This window comes from Pseudaminobacter sp. Soil_N_29 (genome assembly GCF_057656055.1).
In genome coordinates this window covers 473488-491205 of sequence record NZ_JBDGLC010000002.1, presented here as the reverse complement: position 1 = coordinate 491205, position 17718 = coordinate 473488, and the positions used below count along the sequence as shown (strand labels likewise).

At 63.7% G+C, this 17718-nt stretch carries 14 protein-coding genes; 9 read left to right on the top strand and 5 right to left on the bottom strand.

Annotation, left to right across the window (positions count from 1 at the left end):
• Positions 1-20 precede the first annotated feature (20 nt).
• From AC3A4H_RS08300 to AC3A4H_RS08270, 7 genes are all read left to right on the top strand, one after another.
• A complete protein-coding gene (locus AC3A4H_RS08300; protein ID WP_487766272.1) occupies positions 21-2678 on the top strand; it encodes a mechanosensitive ion channel family protein in 2658 nt (885 codons plus the stop codon).
• 120 nt (positions 2679-2798) lie between these two features.
• Positions 2799-3062: a hypothetical protein gene (locus tag AC3A4H_RS08295; protein WP_487766350.1), complete on the top strand. Its 264-nt coding sequence runs from the start codon at positions 2799-2801 to the stop codon at positions 3060-3062.
• Between the two features lie 192 nt (positions 3063-3254).
• Positions 3255-4694, top strand: a complete 1440-nt coding sequence (locus AC3A4H_RS08290) for a UbiA family prenyltransferase (RefSeq protein ID WP_487766271.1) — start codon at positions 3255-3257, stop codon at positions 4692-4694.
• Entirely contained in the window at positions 4691-6037 is a 1347-nt protein-coding gene (locus AC3A4H_RS08285; protein WP_487766270.1) for an FAD-binding oxidoreductase, read from the top strand. The genes AC3A4H_RS08290 and AC3A4H_RS08285 overlap by 4 nt, the downstream gene beginning before the upstream one ends.
• Before the next feature lie 80 nt (positions 6038-6117).
• Positions 6118-6543 carry an EamA family transporter gene (locus AC3A4H_RS08280; RefSeq protein ID WP_487766269.1) on the top strand — a complete coding sequence of 142 codons (426 nt, stop codon included), beginning with the start codon at positions 6118-6120 and terminating at the stop codon, positions 6541-6543.
• The gene (locus AC3A4H_RS08275; RefSeq protein ID WP_487766268.1) at positions 6540-7547 is read left to right on the top strand and encodes an NAD-dependent epimerase/dehydratase family protein; all 1008 of its coding nucleotides are present in this window, start codon (positions 6540-6542) and stop codon (positions 7545-7547) included. Before AC3A4H_RS08280 ends, AC3A4H_RS08275 begins: the two co-directional genes overlap by 4 nt.
• Before the next feature lie 24 nt (positions 7548-7571).
• The gene (locus AC3A4H_RS08270) at positions 7572-9044 is read left to right on the top strand and encodes an aspartate aminotransferase family protein (RefSeq protein ID WP_487766267.1); all 1473 of its coding nucleotides are present in this window, start codon (positions 7572-7574) and stop codon (positions 9042-9044) included.
• Between the two features lie 10 nt (positions 9045-9054).
• Here the strand turns inward: AC3A4H_RS08270 and AC3A4H_RS08265 are convergent, their stop codons facing one another.
• Positions 9055-10797 (bottom strand): hypothetical protein, encoded by a 1743-nt coding sequence (locus tag AC3A4H_RS08265; protein WP_487766266.1) that lies wholly within the window; start codon positions 10795-10797, stop codon positions 9055-9057.
• 240 nt (positions 10798-11037) lie between these two features.
• On the opposite strand from AC3A4H_RS08265, the gene AC3A4H_RS08260 reads away from it, so the two are divergent.
• Positions 11038-13599: a GcvT family protein gene (locus AC3A4H_RS08260; RefSeq protein ID WP_487766265.1), complete on the top strand. Its 2562-nt coding sequence runs from the start codon at positions 11038-11040 to the stop codon at positions 13597-13599.
• Between the two features lie 273 nt (positions 13600-13872).
• On the opposite strand, the gene AC3A4H_RS08255 is transcribed toward AC3A4H_RS08260, so the two are convergent.
• The 3 genes from AC3A4H_RS08255 to AC3A4H_RS08245 form a co-directional block, all read right to left on the bottom strand.
• Positions 13873-14889: a GlxA family transcriptional regulator gene (locus AC3A4H_RS08255; RefSeq protein ID WP_348777219.1), complete on the bottom strand. Its 1017-nt coding sequence runs from the start codon at positions 14887-14889 to the stop codon at positions 13873-13875.
• A 241-nt stretch (positions 14890-15130) separates the two neighbouring features.
• Positions 15131-15274, bottom strand: a complete 144-nt coding sequence (locus tag AC3A4H_RS08250) for a hypothetical protein (protein WP_348777218.1) — start codon at positions 15272-15274, stop codon at positions 15131-15133.
• A 238-nt stretch (positions 15275-15512) separates the two neighbouring features.
• Complete coding sequence (locus AC3A4H_RS08245) at positions 15513-15686, bottom strand: hypothetical protein (protein ID WP_348777217.1); 174 nt, start codon at positions 15684-15686, stop codon at positions 15513-15515.
• A gap of 181 nt (positions 15687-15867) precedes the next feature.
• Between AC3A4H_RS08245 and AC3A4H_RS08240 the strand changes: the two genes are divergently transcribed.
• The gene (locus AC3A4H_RS08240) at positions 15868-16770 is read left to right on the top strand and encodes a LysR substrate-binding domain-containing protein (protein WP_487766264.1); all 903 of its coding nucleotides are present in this window, start codon (positions 15868-15870) and stop codon (positions 16768-16770) included.
• 40 nt (positions 16771-16810) lie between these two features.
• Here the strand turns inward: AC3A4H_RS08240 and AC3A4H_RS08235 are convergent, their stop codons facing one another.
• On the bottom strand, positions 16811-17698 hold the full coding sequence (locus tag AC3A4H_RS08235; RefSeq protein ID WP_348777215.1) for an alpha/beta hydrolase: 888 nt from the start codon (positions 17696-17698) through the stop codon (positions 16811-16813).
• Positions 17699-17718 lie beyond the last annotated feature (20 nt).

The window sequence follows — 17718 nt, the reverse complement described above, 5'->3', positions numbered from 1 at the left end:
TTTGCGCCACGGCCTTTCGTATGGCCGACCTCGGAGCCGATCAAGCGGCTTGCTCCGTTGTCCAGCCGTCTTTATCACTGGTGCCCATCGAGAAACCGTTTGTGAACCCTTTGTATCGTCAGCTTCGCCTCCCGATCCTCAAGCGGCTTGCCGCGTTGTTTGTCTTGGTCGCCCTTGTCGGCAGCAACGGGCTCGTTGCTCATGCGCAGCAGCCGGCGCCCGAGGCGCCTGCCTCCTCGCAGCCCGCAGTAAGCCCCGCCGCGCCGGCAGCGCACGCACCGGTCGCGTCGCCATCCGCGGGCGTGGTGGCCGAACAGCGCCAGAAGATCGAGGATCTAACCAAGCAGGTCGACGCGCTCGACAAGAAGATCGAGGCGAAGAGCGGCGACGATGCTGCACTGGTGGAAATCCGCAGTCAGCTCGAAGCGGTCGACAAGTCGCTCCTGGAAAGCGGCGTCGCCTTCCGCCCGCGCCTGACCGAAATCAACTCGCGCATCGGCCAGTTGGGCAGCGCGCCGGCAGAAGGCCAGCCGCCCGAACCGGAAATGGTGGCCAATGAGCGCCGCGCGCTGACGACCGAAAAGGCCGAGATCAACGTGGTGCTCGGCAAGGCCGAGGATTTGTCGGTTCGCGTCAACGGACAGCTCAACAAGGTTGCCGGGCTGCGCCGCGACCTGTTCACCAACATGCTGACCAAGCGCTATGAACTGAGCAGCGCCTTGGACGGCGAGGTCGGCCATGCTGTGCAGTGGGAGTTTTCCCGCCTCTACAACACGGTTTCCTCATGGCTGCGCTTCGTGGTGCAGTTCAAGTATCGCGCCGTGGTGGCGGCGACTTTCTTCGCGCTGCTTGCGGCCGCGGTGCTGCAGTTCGGCGGAAGGCGCCTGTTCGGCAGGCTGATCAACCGCGACCCCGTGCTGGAAGCCCCGTCCTATCTCAGCCGGCTTTCGGTCGCGTTCTGGTCGACCCTGCTGCCGACGCTGGCGATGGGCGTGTTCCTGGCCGGAACCGTGGCGCTCTACAACTATTTCAACGTGCTGCGCGGCGACATCGGCCTTCTCATCGGCGGCGTGTTCTTCGTGCTGTTCGTCGCCTTTTTCGTCAATCGGCTGAGCCATGCCGCGCTCTCGCCGGACATGTCGAACTGGCGGCTGATCCCGATCGAGTCGCGCGCGGCGCGCCTGCTGGTCTGGCTGATGACTGCAACGGCCGTGGTCGTCGGCCTCGACTATTTCATGGGGCTGGTCAGCGAAACGCTGAGCTCGCCGCTTTCGGTCACCATCGTCAAAAGCCTGATCGCGTCGCTCGTCGTTGGCGTGCTTCTGGTGCTGATCGGCGTTGTCAGGCCCTTTGCCGACGAAAGCGGCGCATCCCGCCCTTGGCCGGCCGCGCTGCGCTATTTCCTGTATGGCATCGGCATTGCCACCATCGTCTCGGCGTTGCTCGGCTATGTCAGCCTGGCGCAATTCGTATCGCAGCAGATCGTCATCACCGGCGCGATGCTTGCCACCGCCTATATCGGCTTCCTCTCTTCGCGCGCCATTTCTGAAGAAGGCAGCTTCGCCGAGACGCCGATCGGCGGCTGGCTCAACTCGCGCTTCGACATGGAAGAGACGACGCTGGACCAACTCGGCCTCGTCGTCAGCGCGGCGATCAACATCCTCATCGTCATGGTGTTCCTGCCGCTGGTGCTGCTGCAGTGGGGCTTCAAGCCCGCAGATATGGCGGCCTGGCTCAGCAAGCTGGCCACCGGCTTCCGGATCGGCACATTCTCATTCTCGCCGCTTGCGCTCGTCACGGGCGCCGTCGTCTTCGTGCTCGGCTATTTCATCACCCGGTGGTTCCAGGGCTGGCTCGATGGCTCCGTAATGGCGCGCGGCAAGGTGGATGCCGGCGTGCGCAACTCCATCCGCACCGTGATCGGCTATGCCGGCATAGCGCTGGCGGCGCTGATCGGCATATCGTCTGCGGGTATCGACCTGTCCAGCCTCGCGCTGGTCGCCGGCGGTCTCTCGCTCGGTATCGGTTTCGGCCTTCAGAACGTGGTGTCGAATTTCGTCTCGGGGCTGATCCTGCTGGCCGAGCGCCCCTTCAAGGCCGGTGACTGGATCGTTGCAGGGGCGGTCTCGGGCACGGTCAAGAAGATCAGCGTGCGCGCCACCGAGATCGAGACCTTCCAGCGCCAGACCGTGATCCTGCCCAACTCCGAGCTGATCAACGGCGCGGTCGGCAACTGGACGCATCGCAACAAGCTCGGGCGCATCGAGATCCCGGTCGGCGTGGCCTACGGCTCGGACGTCAAGCGGGTGCACGAGGTTCTGCTCGATATCGCGCGCAGCCATCCGCTGGTGCTGAAGAACCCCGAGCCGTTCGTGCTGTTTGCAGCTTTCGGCGAGTCCTCGCTCAATTTCGAGATGCGCATGTTCCTGTCGGACATCGGCAACGGTTCGATCGTGCAGAATGACATCCGCTTCGCAATTCTTGAGGCCTTCGAGAAGGAGAACATCCAGATTCCTTTCGTGCGCCGCGAGGTCACGATGAAGGCGATCCCGCAACTCACCGAATGGCCCGTGGACGACGAAAAGGCGGAAGCCGAGTACCTGGAACAGCTCAGCGCCAAGGCCGCGGCCAAGCAAAAGCAACCCGCAAGCAGGCGCAGGAAACCGGATCCGGCGTGATCAAATTGTGGCATGAACGTGTCATTCAGTTGCCGTTCAGATTGGAACCCTTATAAGATCGCGGCAAAGGGCGATAAGCCCTGCGACCCAACAGAGGCGGTGGCGACACCGATGATCGCAATGAGGACTATTATCCTTGCAGCCTTGACCCTCGTCGGCGCGGGTGGCGTTGCCTTCGGCGCAAGCGCTCTTAACAGAGACCAGGAGCCGCGCACGATCATCGTCACGGAAGGCGGCAGCAAGTCCGAATTGGCGATCGGCGCCGGCGAAACTGTCGATTTCTGCTTCAACGGCTGCTTCGTCACCTTGCCCAATGGCGACCGGGAGGCCCTTACAGGGGCCGAGACCATCGAAATCTCAGGTGGAGTTGCCCGCATCAGATAGCCCTTCGGCTCGCATATTCCACAAGGCCGGGTCTGCCCGGCCTTTCGTTTTTCCGGTAGCGGACTCTTAACGATGCAAAGCAAAAGTGCAGTCGTGCGCATCCCCGTTTAACCTTCCCTAGCGCCACCGAAGCTATATCCCGCCAGGCCGCTGAAATTTATCGCGGCCTCCAACAGGCAGCGCGGGGCAGCCATGGACACGCGATCTCATCACGATGCGATACCGCTGGCCGTCGATCTCGACGGCACGCTGATTGCCGGCGATCTGCTCTGGGAAAGCTTGTTCGTTCTTCTGCGCAAGAACCCACTGCTGGTGTTCATGGTGCCGCTGTGGCTGCTGCGCGGTCCGGCCGCGCTGAAGCAGGCTATTGCAGCGCGCATCGACATCGACGCCGCCTCGCTGCCCTACCGCGAAGAGCTGATCGAGCGCCTGCGGGGGGAACGCGCCGCGGGCCGCAGGATCGTCCTGGCCACCGGTTCGCCACGAAAGTTCGCGGAAGCGGTGGCAGCGCATCTCGGCCTGTTCGAGAGCGTGTTCGCAACGGAAGGGCCGGAAAACCTGACCTCCGGGCGCAAGCGCGCTGCGCTGGTAGCCGCTTACGGGGACGGCGGTTTCGACTATGCGGGCAACAGCCGTCACGACCTTCAGGTTTTTGACGCCGCGCGCCAGGCTTTGGTGGTGGCGCCCGACAGGCGTGCCGCGCGCTGGCAGGCGGCGCATGGCGGCGACCTGATTGCTGCGCCGCGCGCAAGCCTGCGCACCGTGCTCAAGATGCTGCGGGCGCATCAGTGGCTGAAGAATACGTTGATCGTCGTGCCGATGGTGCTGGCGCATGACTATTTCCAGCCCGGCATGCTTGCCGCCTGCCTTCTGGCCTTCATCTCCTTCAGCGCGATGGCGTCTGCCATCTATATCGTCAACGACTTCTTCGACCTCGCGCTCGACAGGCGGCATCCCACGAAACGCAGCCGGCCCTTCGCCAGCGGTGTTCTTTCTATACCGTTCGGCTTGGCATCGGTGGCTGTTCTGCTGGCTATCAGCGTGGCGGCGGCGCTGTTCCTGCCCTGGGAGTTTGGCGCCGTGCTGGCCGGCTATTTCGTCGCCACCACGGCCTACTCGCTGGCCGTCAAGCGCATGCTGCTGATCGACGTGCTGACGCTTGCCTGGCTCTACACCGTGCGTATTCTGGCGGGCGCGGCTGCCACGGGCGTCGACGTCTCATTCTGGTTGCTGGCCTTCTCCATCTTCTTCTTCCTGTCGCTGGCGCTGGTGAAGCGCTATGTCGAGTTGCGTTCCACCGAGCTTGTGCCGGGCGAGCGTATCGCGGGCAGGGGCTACCGGGTGGAAGACCAGGAAGTAATCGCCCAGGCCGGAATGGCCGCCGCTTTCTCGGCCACGCTGGTGCTCGCCCTTTATATCGACAGCGCGGCGGTGCGCGAGCTCTACTCCCATCCCTGGATGGTGTGGCCCTTGGCTCCGGTGGTTCTGTATCTCACCATGCGGGTCTGGATACTTGCGCGGCGCGGCGAAATGGATGAGGACCCGGTCGTGTTCATCATCCGCGACTGGCGCAGCCAGCTCATGGTAGGCGCTGGTGCCGTCATGCTGCTTGCGGCGGTGCTGGCGCCGTGACGGGTTCCTACGAGAGCTTCGGCCGGGCCAGCCCGGCAACGCCGCGCGCCATGCCGGTGGCAGACGCCGTGGCGCTGCTGAAGAGCGGCCGCGTAGGGCCGGGCTCGCTGCTGGCCTATGGCAACGGCCGCTCCTATGGCGACACCTGCCAGAACCCTGCCGGCTTCCTGGTCGATACGCGCGGCATGAACCGCATTCTTTCTTTCGATGCGGAGAGCGGCGTGGTCGAGGCGGAGGCAGGCGCGCTGCTTTCTGATATTATCGCTCATTCCGCGCCACATGGGTTCTTTCCGGCAGTCGTGCCGGGCACGCAGTTCGTCACGCTGGGCGGCGCCATCGCCAACGACGTGCACGGCAAGAACCATCATCGTCGCGGCACCTTCGGCTGTCATGTCGTCTCCTTCACGCTGCTGCGTTCGGACGGCCGCAGTTACAAATGCTCTGCCTCCGAGAACCCTCGCCTGTTTGCAGCGACCATCGGCGGCATGGGGCTGACGGGCCTCATCCTGTCGGCGAGGGTCAGCCTGATGCGCGTGCCGTCGCTGGACGTCATCGAGCAGGTGACGCGGTTTCGTGACCTGGCTGAATATTTCGACCTCGCCGAAGCTGCGGATGGCGCCAACGAATATGCGGTTGCCTGGATCGACCAGCTTGCCGGTGGTCGTGGCAGCGGGCGCGGCCTGTTGCTGACCGGCAATCATGCCGAGCACGGTGCGCAGGCGGCGGGCGCTTCCGGTGGCAAGCTGGGAGTGCCCTTCCAGCCGCCAATCAACCTGCTCAACCGGCCTTTCCTGAAAGTCTTCAATGCGGCCTATCGCAGGGGCAAGGGCAGGGCCGCCGGTCCGCGCAGGGCGCCCTATCGAAGCTTCTTCTTCCCGCTCGACGGGGTGCGGAACTGGAACCGGCTCTACGGCCCAAAAGGGCTTTTCCAGCACCAGAGCGTCATTCCGGAAGAGACCGCGCGGCAGGCCATCCCGAACCTGCTTGCGGCTGCGCAGGATGCCGGGCAGGGGTCGTTCCTTACCGTGCTGAAACGCTTCGGCGCGCAGCGCTCGCCGGGCCTGCTGTCGTTCCCGCGACCCGGCTACACGCTGACGCTCGATTTTCCCAACCGGGGGCCTGCGACGCTTGCACTGCTCACCCGTCTCGATGCCATTACGGTGGCGGCCGGGGGCGCGGTCAACCCCTACAAGGACGCGCGCATGGGGTCTGACACTTTCGAAGCTTCGTTTCCGGACTGGCGGCGGCTCGAGGTGCTGCGCGACCCTGCCTTCGTTTCGGGTTTCTGGACGCGCACGGCGCTGGCGCTTGGCGGTTGGGGTCGTCAACAGGCGGCCGAATGAGAAAGGCCGGAACTGGGATTCGTTAAAGTTGAAGCAAATGTTTCACCAAGTCTTTCGGGCTTGTGTCCTAGGGACGTGATATGAAGTACATCGCATTCATACTCTTCACAGTCATGACCAACGCCGCCGCCCAGTTGATGCTGAAGCAGGGCATGATGACGCTCGGCCCGATCTCCTTCGAAGGCACCAATCCGCTGCTGAAGATGCTGCAGATCGTTTTCAGCCCGTGGGTGTTTGCCGGGCTGCTCACCTTCGTCATCTCGATGGCCTCGCATCTCTATGTGCTGTCCAAGGTCGAGCTGTCCTTCGCCTATCCCTTCCTCAGCCTCGCCTATGTGGCCGTGGCGGTGTTTGCCTATTTCGTCTTCCGCGAAGACCTCAACGCCTGGCGCATCGCCGGCATCGGCTTCATCTGCGTCGGCACGGTGCTGATCGCCCAGAGCGGTCGCGAGCGTGCGGATGTCGCGGCGACCAATCCCGTTCAAACAAGTGAGCTTGCGCAATGAGACATGTGATCTTCGGCGGCGACGGCTTTGTCGGCCGCCATCTCGCACCGAAGCTTCTGGCGGACGGCCAGGAGGTGATCGTCGCTGACATCGTGAAGAGCGACCTGCCGCATTACCGCAACGTCCGCTTCGTGCATTGCGACGTGACCGATTCCGTGGCCGTGGCCGGGCTCGGCCTCAAGGCCGACGACATGGTCTACAATTTGTCGGCCAAGATGCTGTCGCCCATCCAGGTGCGCGCCAAGCGCCACGAGTTTTTCTGGCCGGTGAACTATCACGGCACCGAGAACATCATCTTCGCGATGGACAAGGCTGGCGCGCCAAACCTGGTCCACTACACCACCGACATGATCTACGGCCACACCAAGACCTTTCCGATGGCCGAGGAGCATCCGGTTGAGCCGCTTGGCGAATACGGCCTTTCCAAGCTGAAGACTGAGGAACTTGCCGCCGAATGGCGAGAGCGCGGCATGAACATTTCGCTGTTCCGCCCACGCCTCATCATCGGCCCCGGACGACTCGGCATCCTCGAAAAGCTGTTCAAGCTGATCGATTGGAACCTGCCGGTGCCGATGATCGGGTCGGGCCGCAACCCCTACCAGTTCATCTCGGTGTTCGACTGCGCCGAGGCAGCGCGGCTTGCGTGGAAGGCCGGCGTGCCCAACGAGGCCTATAATCTCGGCTCGCTCAATCCGCCGCCGGTCCGCAAGCTCCTTGGCGATCTCATCCGCTCGGCCGGATCGAAGTCGATATTGCTGCCGACGCCCGGCTGGGCGGTGAAGCGCACGCTCGACCTGCTCGACCTGATCAACATGCCGATCATGGACCCGGAGCAGTATCTCATCGCCGACGAGGAATGCGTGCTCGACGTCTCCAAGGGCGAGCGGGAACTGGGCTGGGTGCCGCAGTATCGCGACGAGGACATGCTGATCGCCGCATACAAGGAATACCGTGCCAGGAAGGACAGCAACGCCGTCGCCGCAGCCAGCGTCGCGGCCGAGTGATCCGGCCACAGGGGGAGAGTTGAGATGAATGTCATGACCAAGCCGAATGCCGATGACAGTCTGAGCCAGGTCGCCGCGCCGGCGCTGTCGCCTGCGAGCATCGCCAAGCCGGATCTCATCACCGTGGAACAGGCCAAGGCGATGGACGTCGCGCGCATGACCGACCTGTTCAAGGCGCATCTCAACCCCGGACAGCTGCATTTCATGAAGCTGCTGGGCTTCCACAAGGTGAAGATCGAGCGCGCCGAGGGCATGTATTACATCGACGCCAATGGCCGGAAAATCCTCGACTTCTTCGGCGGCTTCGGCTCGCTGGCGCTCGGTCACAACCACCCGCGCATCCTGGCCGAGCGGTTGAAGTTCCAGGAAGAAAACCGGCACGAGATCGCAATTGCCTTCATGTCGCAATATGCGGCGGCCCTTGCGCACAATCTGGCGCAGATCTCGCCGGGCGACCTCGACATGGTCTTCCTCGGCTCATCCGGCTCCGAGGCCATGGAGGCGGCAATCAAGCTTGCCGAGCGCGTCGCCGGGCCCAGGCGGCCGAAGATCGTCTATGCGGAGAACTCTTTCCACGGAAAGACCAAGGGCGTGCTTTCCATCACCGACGGCCAGCTCTACCGCGCCGAGTTCAAGGTGACGGACAACACGGTGCGCGTGCCCTTCGGCGATATCGATGCGGTCGAGCGGGCGTTCAGGTCGGATCCCGAGATTGGCGTGATCGTGCTGGAGACGATCCAGGGCGGCGGCGGCATCGTGCAGGCGCCAGCCGAATTCTGGCAGAAGCTGCGCGCGCTGTGCGACCAGTACGGCGTGCTGTGGGTGGCCGACGAGGTGCAGTGCGGCGTCGGCCGTTCGGGTCGCTTCTATGCCTTCGAGCACTACGGCGTGGTGCCGGACATCACCGCGGTCGCCAAGTCGCTGGGCGGCGGGAAGTCGGCCATGGCCGCGATGATCGCGCGCCGCGAGGTCTACATGAAGGCCTATGGCACGCCGAAGACCGCCATGATCCATGCCGCCGCTACCTTCGGCGGTATCGGCGAGGCGTCCATCACCGCCATCGAAACGCTGAACGTGCTCTACGACGAGGGCCTGATCGAGAACGCCGCCGTCACCGGCGACTACCTGCTCCAGCGCCTGCAGGCGCTGCAGGAAAAATATCCGAAGATCATCAAGGAAGTCCGCGGCAAGGGTTTCATGGTCGGCCTGGAATTCCAGGACTTTTCTCAGACCCTGCCGATGGTGCTTCGCCCTGTCGTCAGCATGCTCGACGACAAGCTGAAGGGCTCGCTGTCGGGTTTCGTAGGCGCGCTGCTGCTGCGCGACTACGACGTGCTGGTTGCCTTCACCGAGTACAACCGCAATGTCGTGCGCCTGCTGCCGCCGCTGATCTGCCAGCGCGAGCATGTCGACAGGCTGGTGGATTCGCTGGACGATCTCCTGTCGCGCGGCATCGTCGCCATCGTGAAGGACTTCGTCAAAAGCCAGGTCATTTAGGGGCGTCGTCCTAACGAGCCGGCAGCTTCCCCGCCAGGCGCGGGTGGACGAAGGCGTCATTGCAGTCGTCCAGCCGGATGCGCGTGTGATCCTTCAGGCCTTCGCCATAGAGCTCCAGAAGCCGTGCATTGGCGGTTGTCAGCGGGCAGGTCGGCAGCAGCGCGATGTCAACGTTTCGTACTGCTTCCAGCTCCTGCGAGCCGGTTTCGGGCACCGCGCGGTAGGGATCAGCGCCGATGGCCAGGTGCATCGGCGCGCTGCGGTCCATCAGCCACGGATAAGGGTTGACGAAGTTGAGGTTCATGATCGTGTCGAAGCGTATGCCCGCCTGCTGTTCCAGGTCGAGGAGGCTGCCCACGGCGCGGTCGGTGCTTACAAGATGCCCGATCTGGAAATCGAAATCCGAATAGAGCAGGGGGGCAGGCAGTTCCCCCATCTCGGTGAAGCGATCGAACGGCTCGCGATGCTCGGCCAGGAAGGGCAGCATCCGCATTGCCCGCTGCATGACCTCCGGCCGCGCGCTTACGGAACCGAGGGTCTTGAGGTGCCCGTGCGGCAGCTCGACATTCTTCGCCGCGCCGCCATAGGTGCGTGCGGCGCGCTCTACCGTGTTGACCAGAGGCGGCAGCACGCATGCGCCGGCGAGCGCCATGGTGGCGATCAGCAGTTTCGGCGTGGCGAACATGCGCCCCGCCTTGAGCAGAACGGCCAGCACGGCGGGCCACACCAGGATCATCGCCTGGCTTCCGGTGTTCTGCGTTTCGAAGAAAATGCCGGCGAAGAGCACGGCGACGAGCCAGAACGCGTCGTTGTCGAGCAGCTTGGCGACCGCTCGTGCGCTCCGTTCCTGCCGAATGCCCGCGACTGCGGACGCCAGACGCTGCCGCTCGGCGTAAAGCACCACGGTGGCGAGCAGGAGTCCGGTCATCGCCACGCCGAAATTGAGCGAAGCCGATTGCGCGAAGCGCGGCGCCAGCGTGCTCTCGTTCATGGCCACAAGCGCCAGTATGTCGGCGACGTAGTTCGAGACAAGGCCTGTCGAAAATTCGATTGCCCCCAGCACGGCCAGGAAGCCGAGGGCCGATGTCGCCGCGTAGCGCAGCGAGATGCGGCCCGTCAGGAAGGCGAAGACGCAGAGCAAACCGCCCGCTACCGCGCCGGTGATCTTGCCGAAGAATAGCGCGAGCATCGCCAGCGTCACGACCAGAGCAAGAACGCGCTGGTTGCGCACGAAGATCAGGGCTGCGGCAAGGACGTAGAGCAGTTGGCTGGCCTGCCGGTTGTAGATGCCGAAGCCATCCGAGCCCGGATAGGGATAGAAGTCGCGCGTGTTGAAAGGCAGCACCGCGAACACCAGGAACGGCACCAACAGCGCAAAGGCGGTGCCGCGCGATCGCTGGCCGACCTGTTGCACCACTATCGCCATCAGGGGGGCGGTGACGACCAGCCAGCACCAGTGCGCCAGCAGCGCCGGCTGGGCGTTGGGAAACAGCCACGCCGCGCCGGCAAAGACGTAGTAGCCGAGCGGGCCGACGGGCGTGAAGAAGTCGTTGCTGGGCACCTGGCCGTCGAAGATGCGGTTGGCCGCGTCGAAATAGATGAAAAGGTCCCAGTACATCGGGCCGATGGGCACGCTGAGCGGCAACATGAGCAAGCATGCAAGCACCACCGGAACCGCCGCAAGCACTGCGAGTGGAGATCCGAGGACCGATCCGCGCGAAGCCTTTCGCGCCTGTTCCGTGATTGTCGCCATGCGCCCGCTCTTCCCACCCGAAACCAGCCCGCCGTGGACAAGCCGCACGGCGGCGGCTGCATTGTTGCCGCGCGTGGTTAACAAGCCGTCTATCGACGGGATGGGCTGTTGCTGTGCGGACTGTCGCAAGCAAGTTCCGGATAAGTCGCGCTGCTTTTGCGGCGTGTCGCAAACAGGCTGCAATGGTGGCGCGGCATTGCCTTATAGTCCGGCCGCAATACCACTTTGGAGTCGCGGGTAATGTCAGGTTTTCCGGAAAAAGCGAGAGTCGTCATCATCGGGTTGGGCGGCATTGTTGGCGCATCGGTCGCCCATCACCTGATCGAGCGCGGATGGGACGACATCGTCGGCATCGACAAGTCCGGCATCCCGACCGATATCGGCTCGACGGCGCACGCCTCCGACTTCTGCTACGCGACCAGCCATGACTTCCTGTCATGCTGGACGTCGCTTTACTCCATCGAGTTCTTCGAGAAGATGGGGCATTATGCACGCATCGGCGGCCTTGAGGTCGCTCGCGTCGGCGATGACGGCCGCATGGACGAGATCAAGCGCAAGGTCGCTTCGGGCAAGGCGTTCGGCACGCGCGCCCGCCTGATCGAGCCTGCCGAGATCAAGGAAAAGTTCCCGCTGATCGAAGAGCACATGGTGCAGGGCGGCCTGTGGGACCCCGATGCCGGTCTGGTGATCCCCCGCTCGCAGACGGTTGCCGGCAAGCTGGTCGACCAGGGCGTGGCCGCCGGAAAGCTGCAGGCCTTCGCCAACACGCCAGCCAAATCGCTCGTCATCGAGAACGGCCGCATCAAGGGCGTGGTGACCGATCGCGGTACCATCATGGCCGACCATGTGGTGGTCTGCGCCGGCCTGTGGGGCCGCTTGATCGCCGAGATGGCGGGCGAGGACCTGCCGGTCATGCCGGTCGACCATCCGCTTACCTTCTTCGGCCCCTACAACGAGTTCGAAGGCACTGGCAAGGAGATCGGCTGGCCGCTGCTGCGCGACCAGGGCAACTCGGCCTATATGCGCGACACCGGCGACCCCAAGACCGCCGAGGGCGGGCAGATCGAGTGGGGCTATTACGAGGAAACCAATCCGCGCCTTTGCCACCCGCGCGATCTTCTGGAGAAGGATCAGGCCCGTCTGTCGCCCTCGCAGCGCGACCTGGAGATGGAGCAGATCCTCGAGCCGCTGGAGCGCGCCATCGAACTGACGCCGATCCTTGGCGAGCTTGGCTACAATGAAGGCCATTCCTTCAACGGCCTGCTGCAGGTGACCACCGACGGCGGCCCGTCCATCGGCGAAAGCCAGAAGGTTCGGGGGCTGTGGTATGCCGTCGCGATCTGGGTCAAGGACGGCCCCGGCATGGGCAAGCTCATCGCCGACTGGATGACCGACGGCCGCACGGCCATCGACCATTCAAGAATAGACTATTCGCGCTTCTATCCCCACCAGACGCAGGAAGACTACATCGCCGGGCGCTGCACGGAATCGGCGCAGAAGATCTACAATCCGGCGGTGCATCCGCGCGAACCCTATCTCAACGGCCGCAGCGTGCGCCGCTCGCCTTTCTACGAGCGCGAAAAGGAGCTTGGCGGCTATTTCATGGAACTTGGCGGCTGGGAGCGTGCTCACGGCTATGCTGCCAACGAGCATCTGCTGGAGAAGTATGGCGACCGCGTGCCGGTGCGCGAGAACGAGTGGGACAACCGCCACTTCTGGCGCGTCTCCAATGCCGAGCATCTCGCCATGAGCGAGGATTGCGGCATCGTGAACCTCTCGCATTTCGCGATGTACGACGTCGAAGGCCCGGATCACGTCGCCCTGATGGAATGGGTGTGCGCGGCCAAGATCGGTGGCGACGCGAATATCGGCAAGGGCATCTACACCCACTTCCTCGATGACGAGGGCATGGTGCGCGCCGACCTGACCGTGATCCGCATGGCCGACCGGTGTCGCGTGATCGACGGCGCCGATGCCGGACCGCGCGACTTCAACTACATGCGCCGTGTGGCTGAGGACAAGGGTTTTGACGTCACCATCACCGACGTGACCGAGAAGTATGTCACCGTCGGCATCTGGGGGCCGAACGCGCGGGCCACGCTGCAGAAGGTCGTGGAAGACCCGGAAGGCCTGACGCCGGAGAACTTCCCCTTTGCCGCCATCAAGCCGATCAGGATCGGTGGCAAGGACGTCACCGCCTTCCGCATCTCCTATGTCGGCGAGCAGGGCTGGGAACTGCACATGCGCTACGAGGACGGCCTGGCCGTCTGGGACGCGCTGCGGTCGACCGGCGTGATGGCCTTCGGCGTGGAGACCTACGCCAACAGCCGCCGCATGGAGAAGTGCCTGCGCCTGCAGAATGCGGACCTGCTCACTGAGTATAACCTCATCGAGGCCGATCTGGCCCGTCCGAAGGTCAAGGAGGCCGACTTCCGCGGCAAGGCCAAGCACCTGGAGTACAAGGCCCGTGCACATCAGCCGGCCATGCTGTGCACGCTGGTCATGACCGACAATGTCGACTCCAAGGGCGTTGCACGCTATCCGGTCGGCATCATGCCTGTGATGGACCCGGAAACGGGCGAGACGCTGGTCGACGAGCTCGGCCGCCGCTCCTACACGACCTCGGTCGCCTACGGCCCGACCATCGGCAAGAACATCGCGCTCGCCTACCTGCCTTGGGCCTATTGCCAGGAAGGCCGGAAGCTGACCGTCGAGTATTTCGGCGAGACCTACCCGGTTGAAGTGGTCGCCATCGGCTACAAGCCGCTCTACGACCCGGAGAACCTCAAGCCGCGCAGCTGAGCAAGCTTGCCCTCTCCCTTCGCGGAGAGGGCGATGACATATAGAATTCGACCCCCACTCCGGTTTGCTTCGCAAACCACCTCTCCCCCGCTCGGGGAGAGGAAGCGCCGTCCGCGAGCTTGGCACCCTTCCTCTCCCCTTTTGAGGGGGAGAGGTGCCGAGCGAAGCGAGGCGGAGTGGGGGTTAGACTCTGCGATATGCGATTGCCCAGCCCTTCGAACGTCAAAAGGCCCGGGAATTTCCCGGGCCTTTGTTGTTTCGTGCGGAGAGCTTTCAAGCAGCCATGAGCTGCTTGCGGTCGACGCGTTCCTGCTGCGGCGAGCGGGCATAGAGCTCGCGGTAGCATTTGGAGAAGTGCGAAGCCGAGACGAAGCCGCAGGCCACCGCCACTTCCACCACCGGCATCGACGATTGGATCAGCAGGTGACGCGCGCGGTCGAGCCGGATTTCCAGATAGTAGCGCGCCGGAGAGCGGCCCATTTCGGTGCGGAAGAGCCGCTCGATCTGCCGGCGCGAGAGGCCGACATGGTCGGCGATCTCGATCAGCGAAAGCGGCTCCGACAGGTTCGCTTCCATCAGTTCGATGATTGTCAGCACCTTGGAGTTCTGCACGCCCAGCCGTGCGCGCAGCGGCAGGCGCTGGCGGTCGGTGGGGCTGCGCACGCGGTCGGTCAGCACCTGCTCGCAGACACGGTTGACGAGGCTTTCGTCGAAATCCTCGCCGATCAGCTTCAGCATCATGTCGAGCGCTGCGGTGCCGCCGGCGCAGGTGTAGATGTTCTGGTCAACCTCGAACAGGTCGGCAAAGACATTGGCCTTGGGGAAGGCTTCCTGGAAGCCGGGCAGGTTTTCCCAATGGATCGCGCAGCGCTTGTTCGATAGCAGGCCGGCCGCGGCCAGCACATAGGCGCCGGTACACAGGCCGCCAATGGCGACGCCGCGATTGTATTCCTCCCGCAGCCAGGCAAAGACCGACTTGTTGTGGTACTTCTCGACGTTCATGCCGGTGCACACCACCGCCATGGACGGGCGGTCAGAGCCGGCCATCTTGCGGCGCTCGTCCTCCAGCGAGGTGTTTACCGAGCACTCCACGCCGTTGGAAGCGCGCACCGGCTTGCCATCCAGGCTGGCCAGTCGCCAGCGATAGGCTTCGTAGCCCAGCATGCGGTTCGCAATGCGTAGTGGATCTAGTGCCGTCGCAAAAGCGACCATGGTGAAATCAGGTATAAGAAAAAATACAAGCGATCTTTTGATCGGATGCTTTACGACGTTCAAGGATTCCTCACGCATTCCCAAATCCGCGAACAACATGTCGCGATCAGCAAAGCGACATCAGGAAAAGCCTTGCATGTCAATGGGGTGACAAAATGGCGCAAATCTAAATTTGCGACATCGGCCTATTCGCCGGATTTTGCGCCGGAGTGGCGACGAGTGACCACCGCCGCCGGAAGCGAGAACTGGCCGCCACTTGCAGAGCGCAGGGCGGGGGAAGCCGGGGAAAATTCGCCCCGGCTGGAAGCGGCTTTGGTCCCTAGCGAACCAGAATGCCGAGGCGAGCGCCGGCAACGGCACCGGACTGCCCGGGCATGGTCTTGTTCAGGCGCTGGCGCTCAAGCGCAGTGGTGAGGTTGATCTCGCGGCGGCTGCCGCCGAAAAGGCGAGAAAAGAGCTTCATGACACGTGTCCATGCAAAGAGGGCTACACGGGGTGCCTTCGCGCGTTGGAGTGGGGCAGGCCGTTGGTTGGCTTCGATATAGTCCCTTTCAGGCGCCTGTTCGGCAGGGAATGCGAAGTCTCTGGACGCGAATGCGACACGGCGGGTGACGCGCTTACGCTCGGAAGCCGAACATCGGGGCGGCAAGCGCCTGCCGGATTTGATTGCTCGCGCCCGGCAGGCATCATGTTCCGCAAGATCACCTGCCTCCTGCCTGGCATCCGTGTGGCAGGCACTTCGTCATAACATCCGGCCAGCCGATGTCCTTCTGGATTTCGAACGGCAGCGAGCGGACCGTGCGCTCGGTCAGATAGCGCGAGCGAACCTTCGAGTAACGCGCGGCGATATTGCCGATCCTCGCAAGGATAGACATGACGTACTCCTCTCGATTGTGGTGGCGGAACTCCGGCATCCGGCGCCGCCTATTCCAATGCTTGGACCGGGTGGTGCTTTTGTCCGGTACATCTTCACGGTGTTGACTATCCAACCGTTCTCATGTTCAATCAAACGAAATGAAGTGATTATTCGGATCAGAAAAATTGAAAGAGTAGGCCGTGACCGCTCCCCTCAATCATCCTCTGCCGGTGCTTGACCTCGACGTGCTGCGCACCTTCGTGGCAATCGCCGAAACCGGAAGCTTCACCACCGCTGCCAACGCCGTCTTCCGCACACCTTCTGCCGTTTCCATGCAGATCAAGAAGCTGGAAGACGTGCTCGGCCGCACCGTGTTCTCGCGCGATGCCCGCTCGGTGTCGCTGACCACCGATGGCGAGATCCTGCTTGGCTATGCACGGCGCATGTTGTCCATCAATCGCGAGGCAGTGTCCAAGTTCATCGTGCCGGACATCACCGGCGTCGTGCGCCTCGGCTCGCCGGATGATTATGGCGAGCGCATCCTTCCGCATGTGCTGAAGCGCTTTGCCCAGTCGCATCCGTCGATCGCCGTCGATGTGATCATCGACCAGAGCAAGAACCTGTGGCGCCGCATGGACGACCGCACGCTCGACATCACGCTTCTGACCAACTCCTACCAGACCGCCATGCCAGGCGCCGAGACGCTGATGACCGAGCCCATCGTGTGGGCGGCGGCAAAGGGCGGTGGCGCGCATCTGCGCGAACCCCTGCCGGTGTCGCTGTGGGAGGAGGGCTGTGCCTGGCGCGCCAGTGCGCTGGAGGCGCTCGGGCGTGAAGGGCGCAACTACCGCATCGCCTATATGAGCGCCCACACCGCCGGCCAGCGCGCCGCCATCCTGGCCGACCTTGCGGTCGCGCCCCTGCCGCGTTCCTTCATCGGTCCCGAACTGATGGAACTGGGCGCCAAGGACGGCTTGCCCGAGATCGGCGCCTACAGCCTGGCGATGGTGGTGACGCCGGAGGCCAATGCGCCGGTGCAGGCGGTGGCCGATCATATCCGCGCCACCTTCGAGGTGTTTCGCGAGACCGGCAAGTTCTTCTGAGGTCGGAGCCGCCCCGACCGCTGCGCCACGCGACGCCGGACTAATCGCTCAGATAGGCCACGATACGGTCGCGGGCGCGGCGGGCCTCCGGCATGTCGATCAGCGGCCAGACATGGAACATGTCCGGCTCCACCAGCAGCTCCAGATCAACGCCCTGCGCGCGCGCTTTTTCGGCGAAGAGGAGGTTGTCGGGCGTCAGCAGGTCGCGCGTGCCGGTCAGCAGCAGCGTCGGCGGCAGCACGGAAAGGTCCCCGTTGATCGGGCTGATGCGCCAGTCGCTGCGGTCCATGCCCGCGCCATAGAGGCGGATAGCCTCCAACCCGCCGGGAATGTCGAGCCATGGGTCCTGCGGTGCCATGCGCCAGATGGCCTCGTTCGTCAGCGTCATGTCCAGGCCGGGAGAGATCAGCACGTGGCTTGCGGGGATGGGCATGCCCTCGCGCGCGCCCATCATCGTCATCACCACCGCCATCGTGCCGCCGGCGGAGTCGCCCATGAAGACGATGTCCTTGGCCGCCGTCTCGGCCAGCGTGCGGCGATAGACTTCGAGCACCATCGAATACATGTCGTGGATATCGTGCTCGGGCGCGATGGGGTAGATCGGCACCGTCACGCGCATGCGGAGGCGCTCGGCCATCTCGGCCGCCAGAAACCAGTGATAGCTGGTGATTTCAAAGCAATAGGCGCCGCCGTGAAGATAAAGAAGCCGGCGGGGGCCGGCGTCGCGAGGCACTATCTCATAGACCGGGAAGCCTTGCGCCTCGCTCTGGTTCACGGCGAAGCGCCGGTAGAGCCGGGCGGGGGGCTCGTGGCGCTCGGTCTTTCGGGCATCGGCGATCCAGCGATTGAGGTTCTCGGCGCTGGCGAAGGCCTTCTTGCGGCTGTGCTTGATGACGAGGGCGACCAGGCGACTCTTGAGACTGGACATGCAACGAACTCCCGGATCTA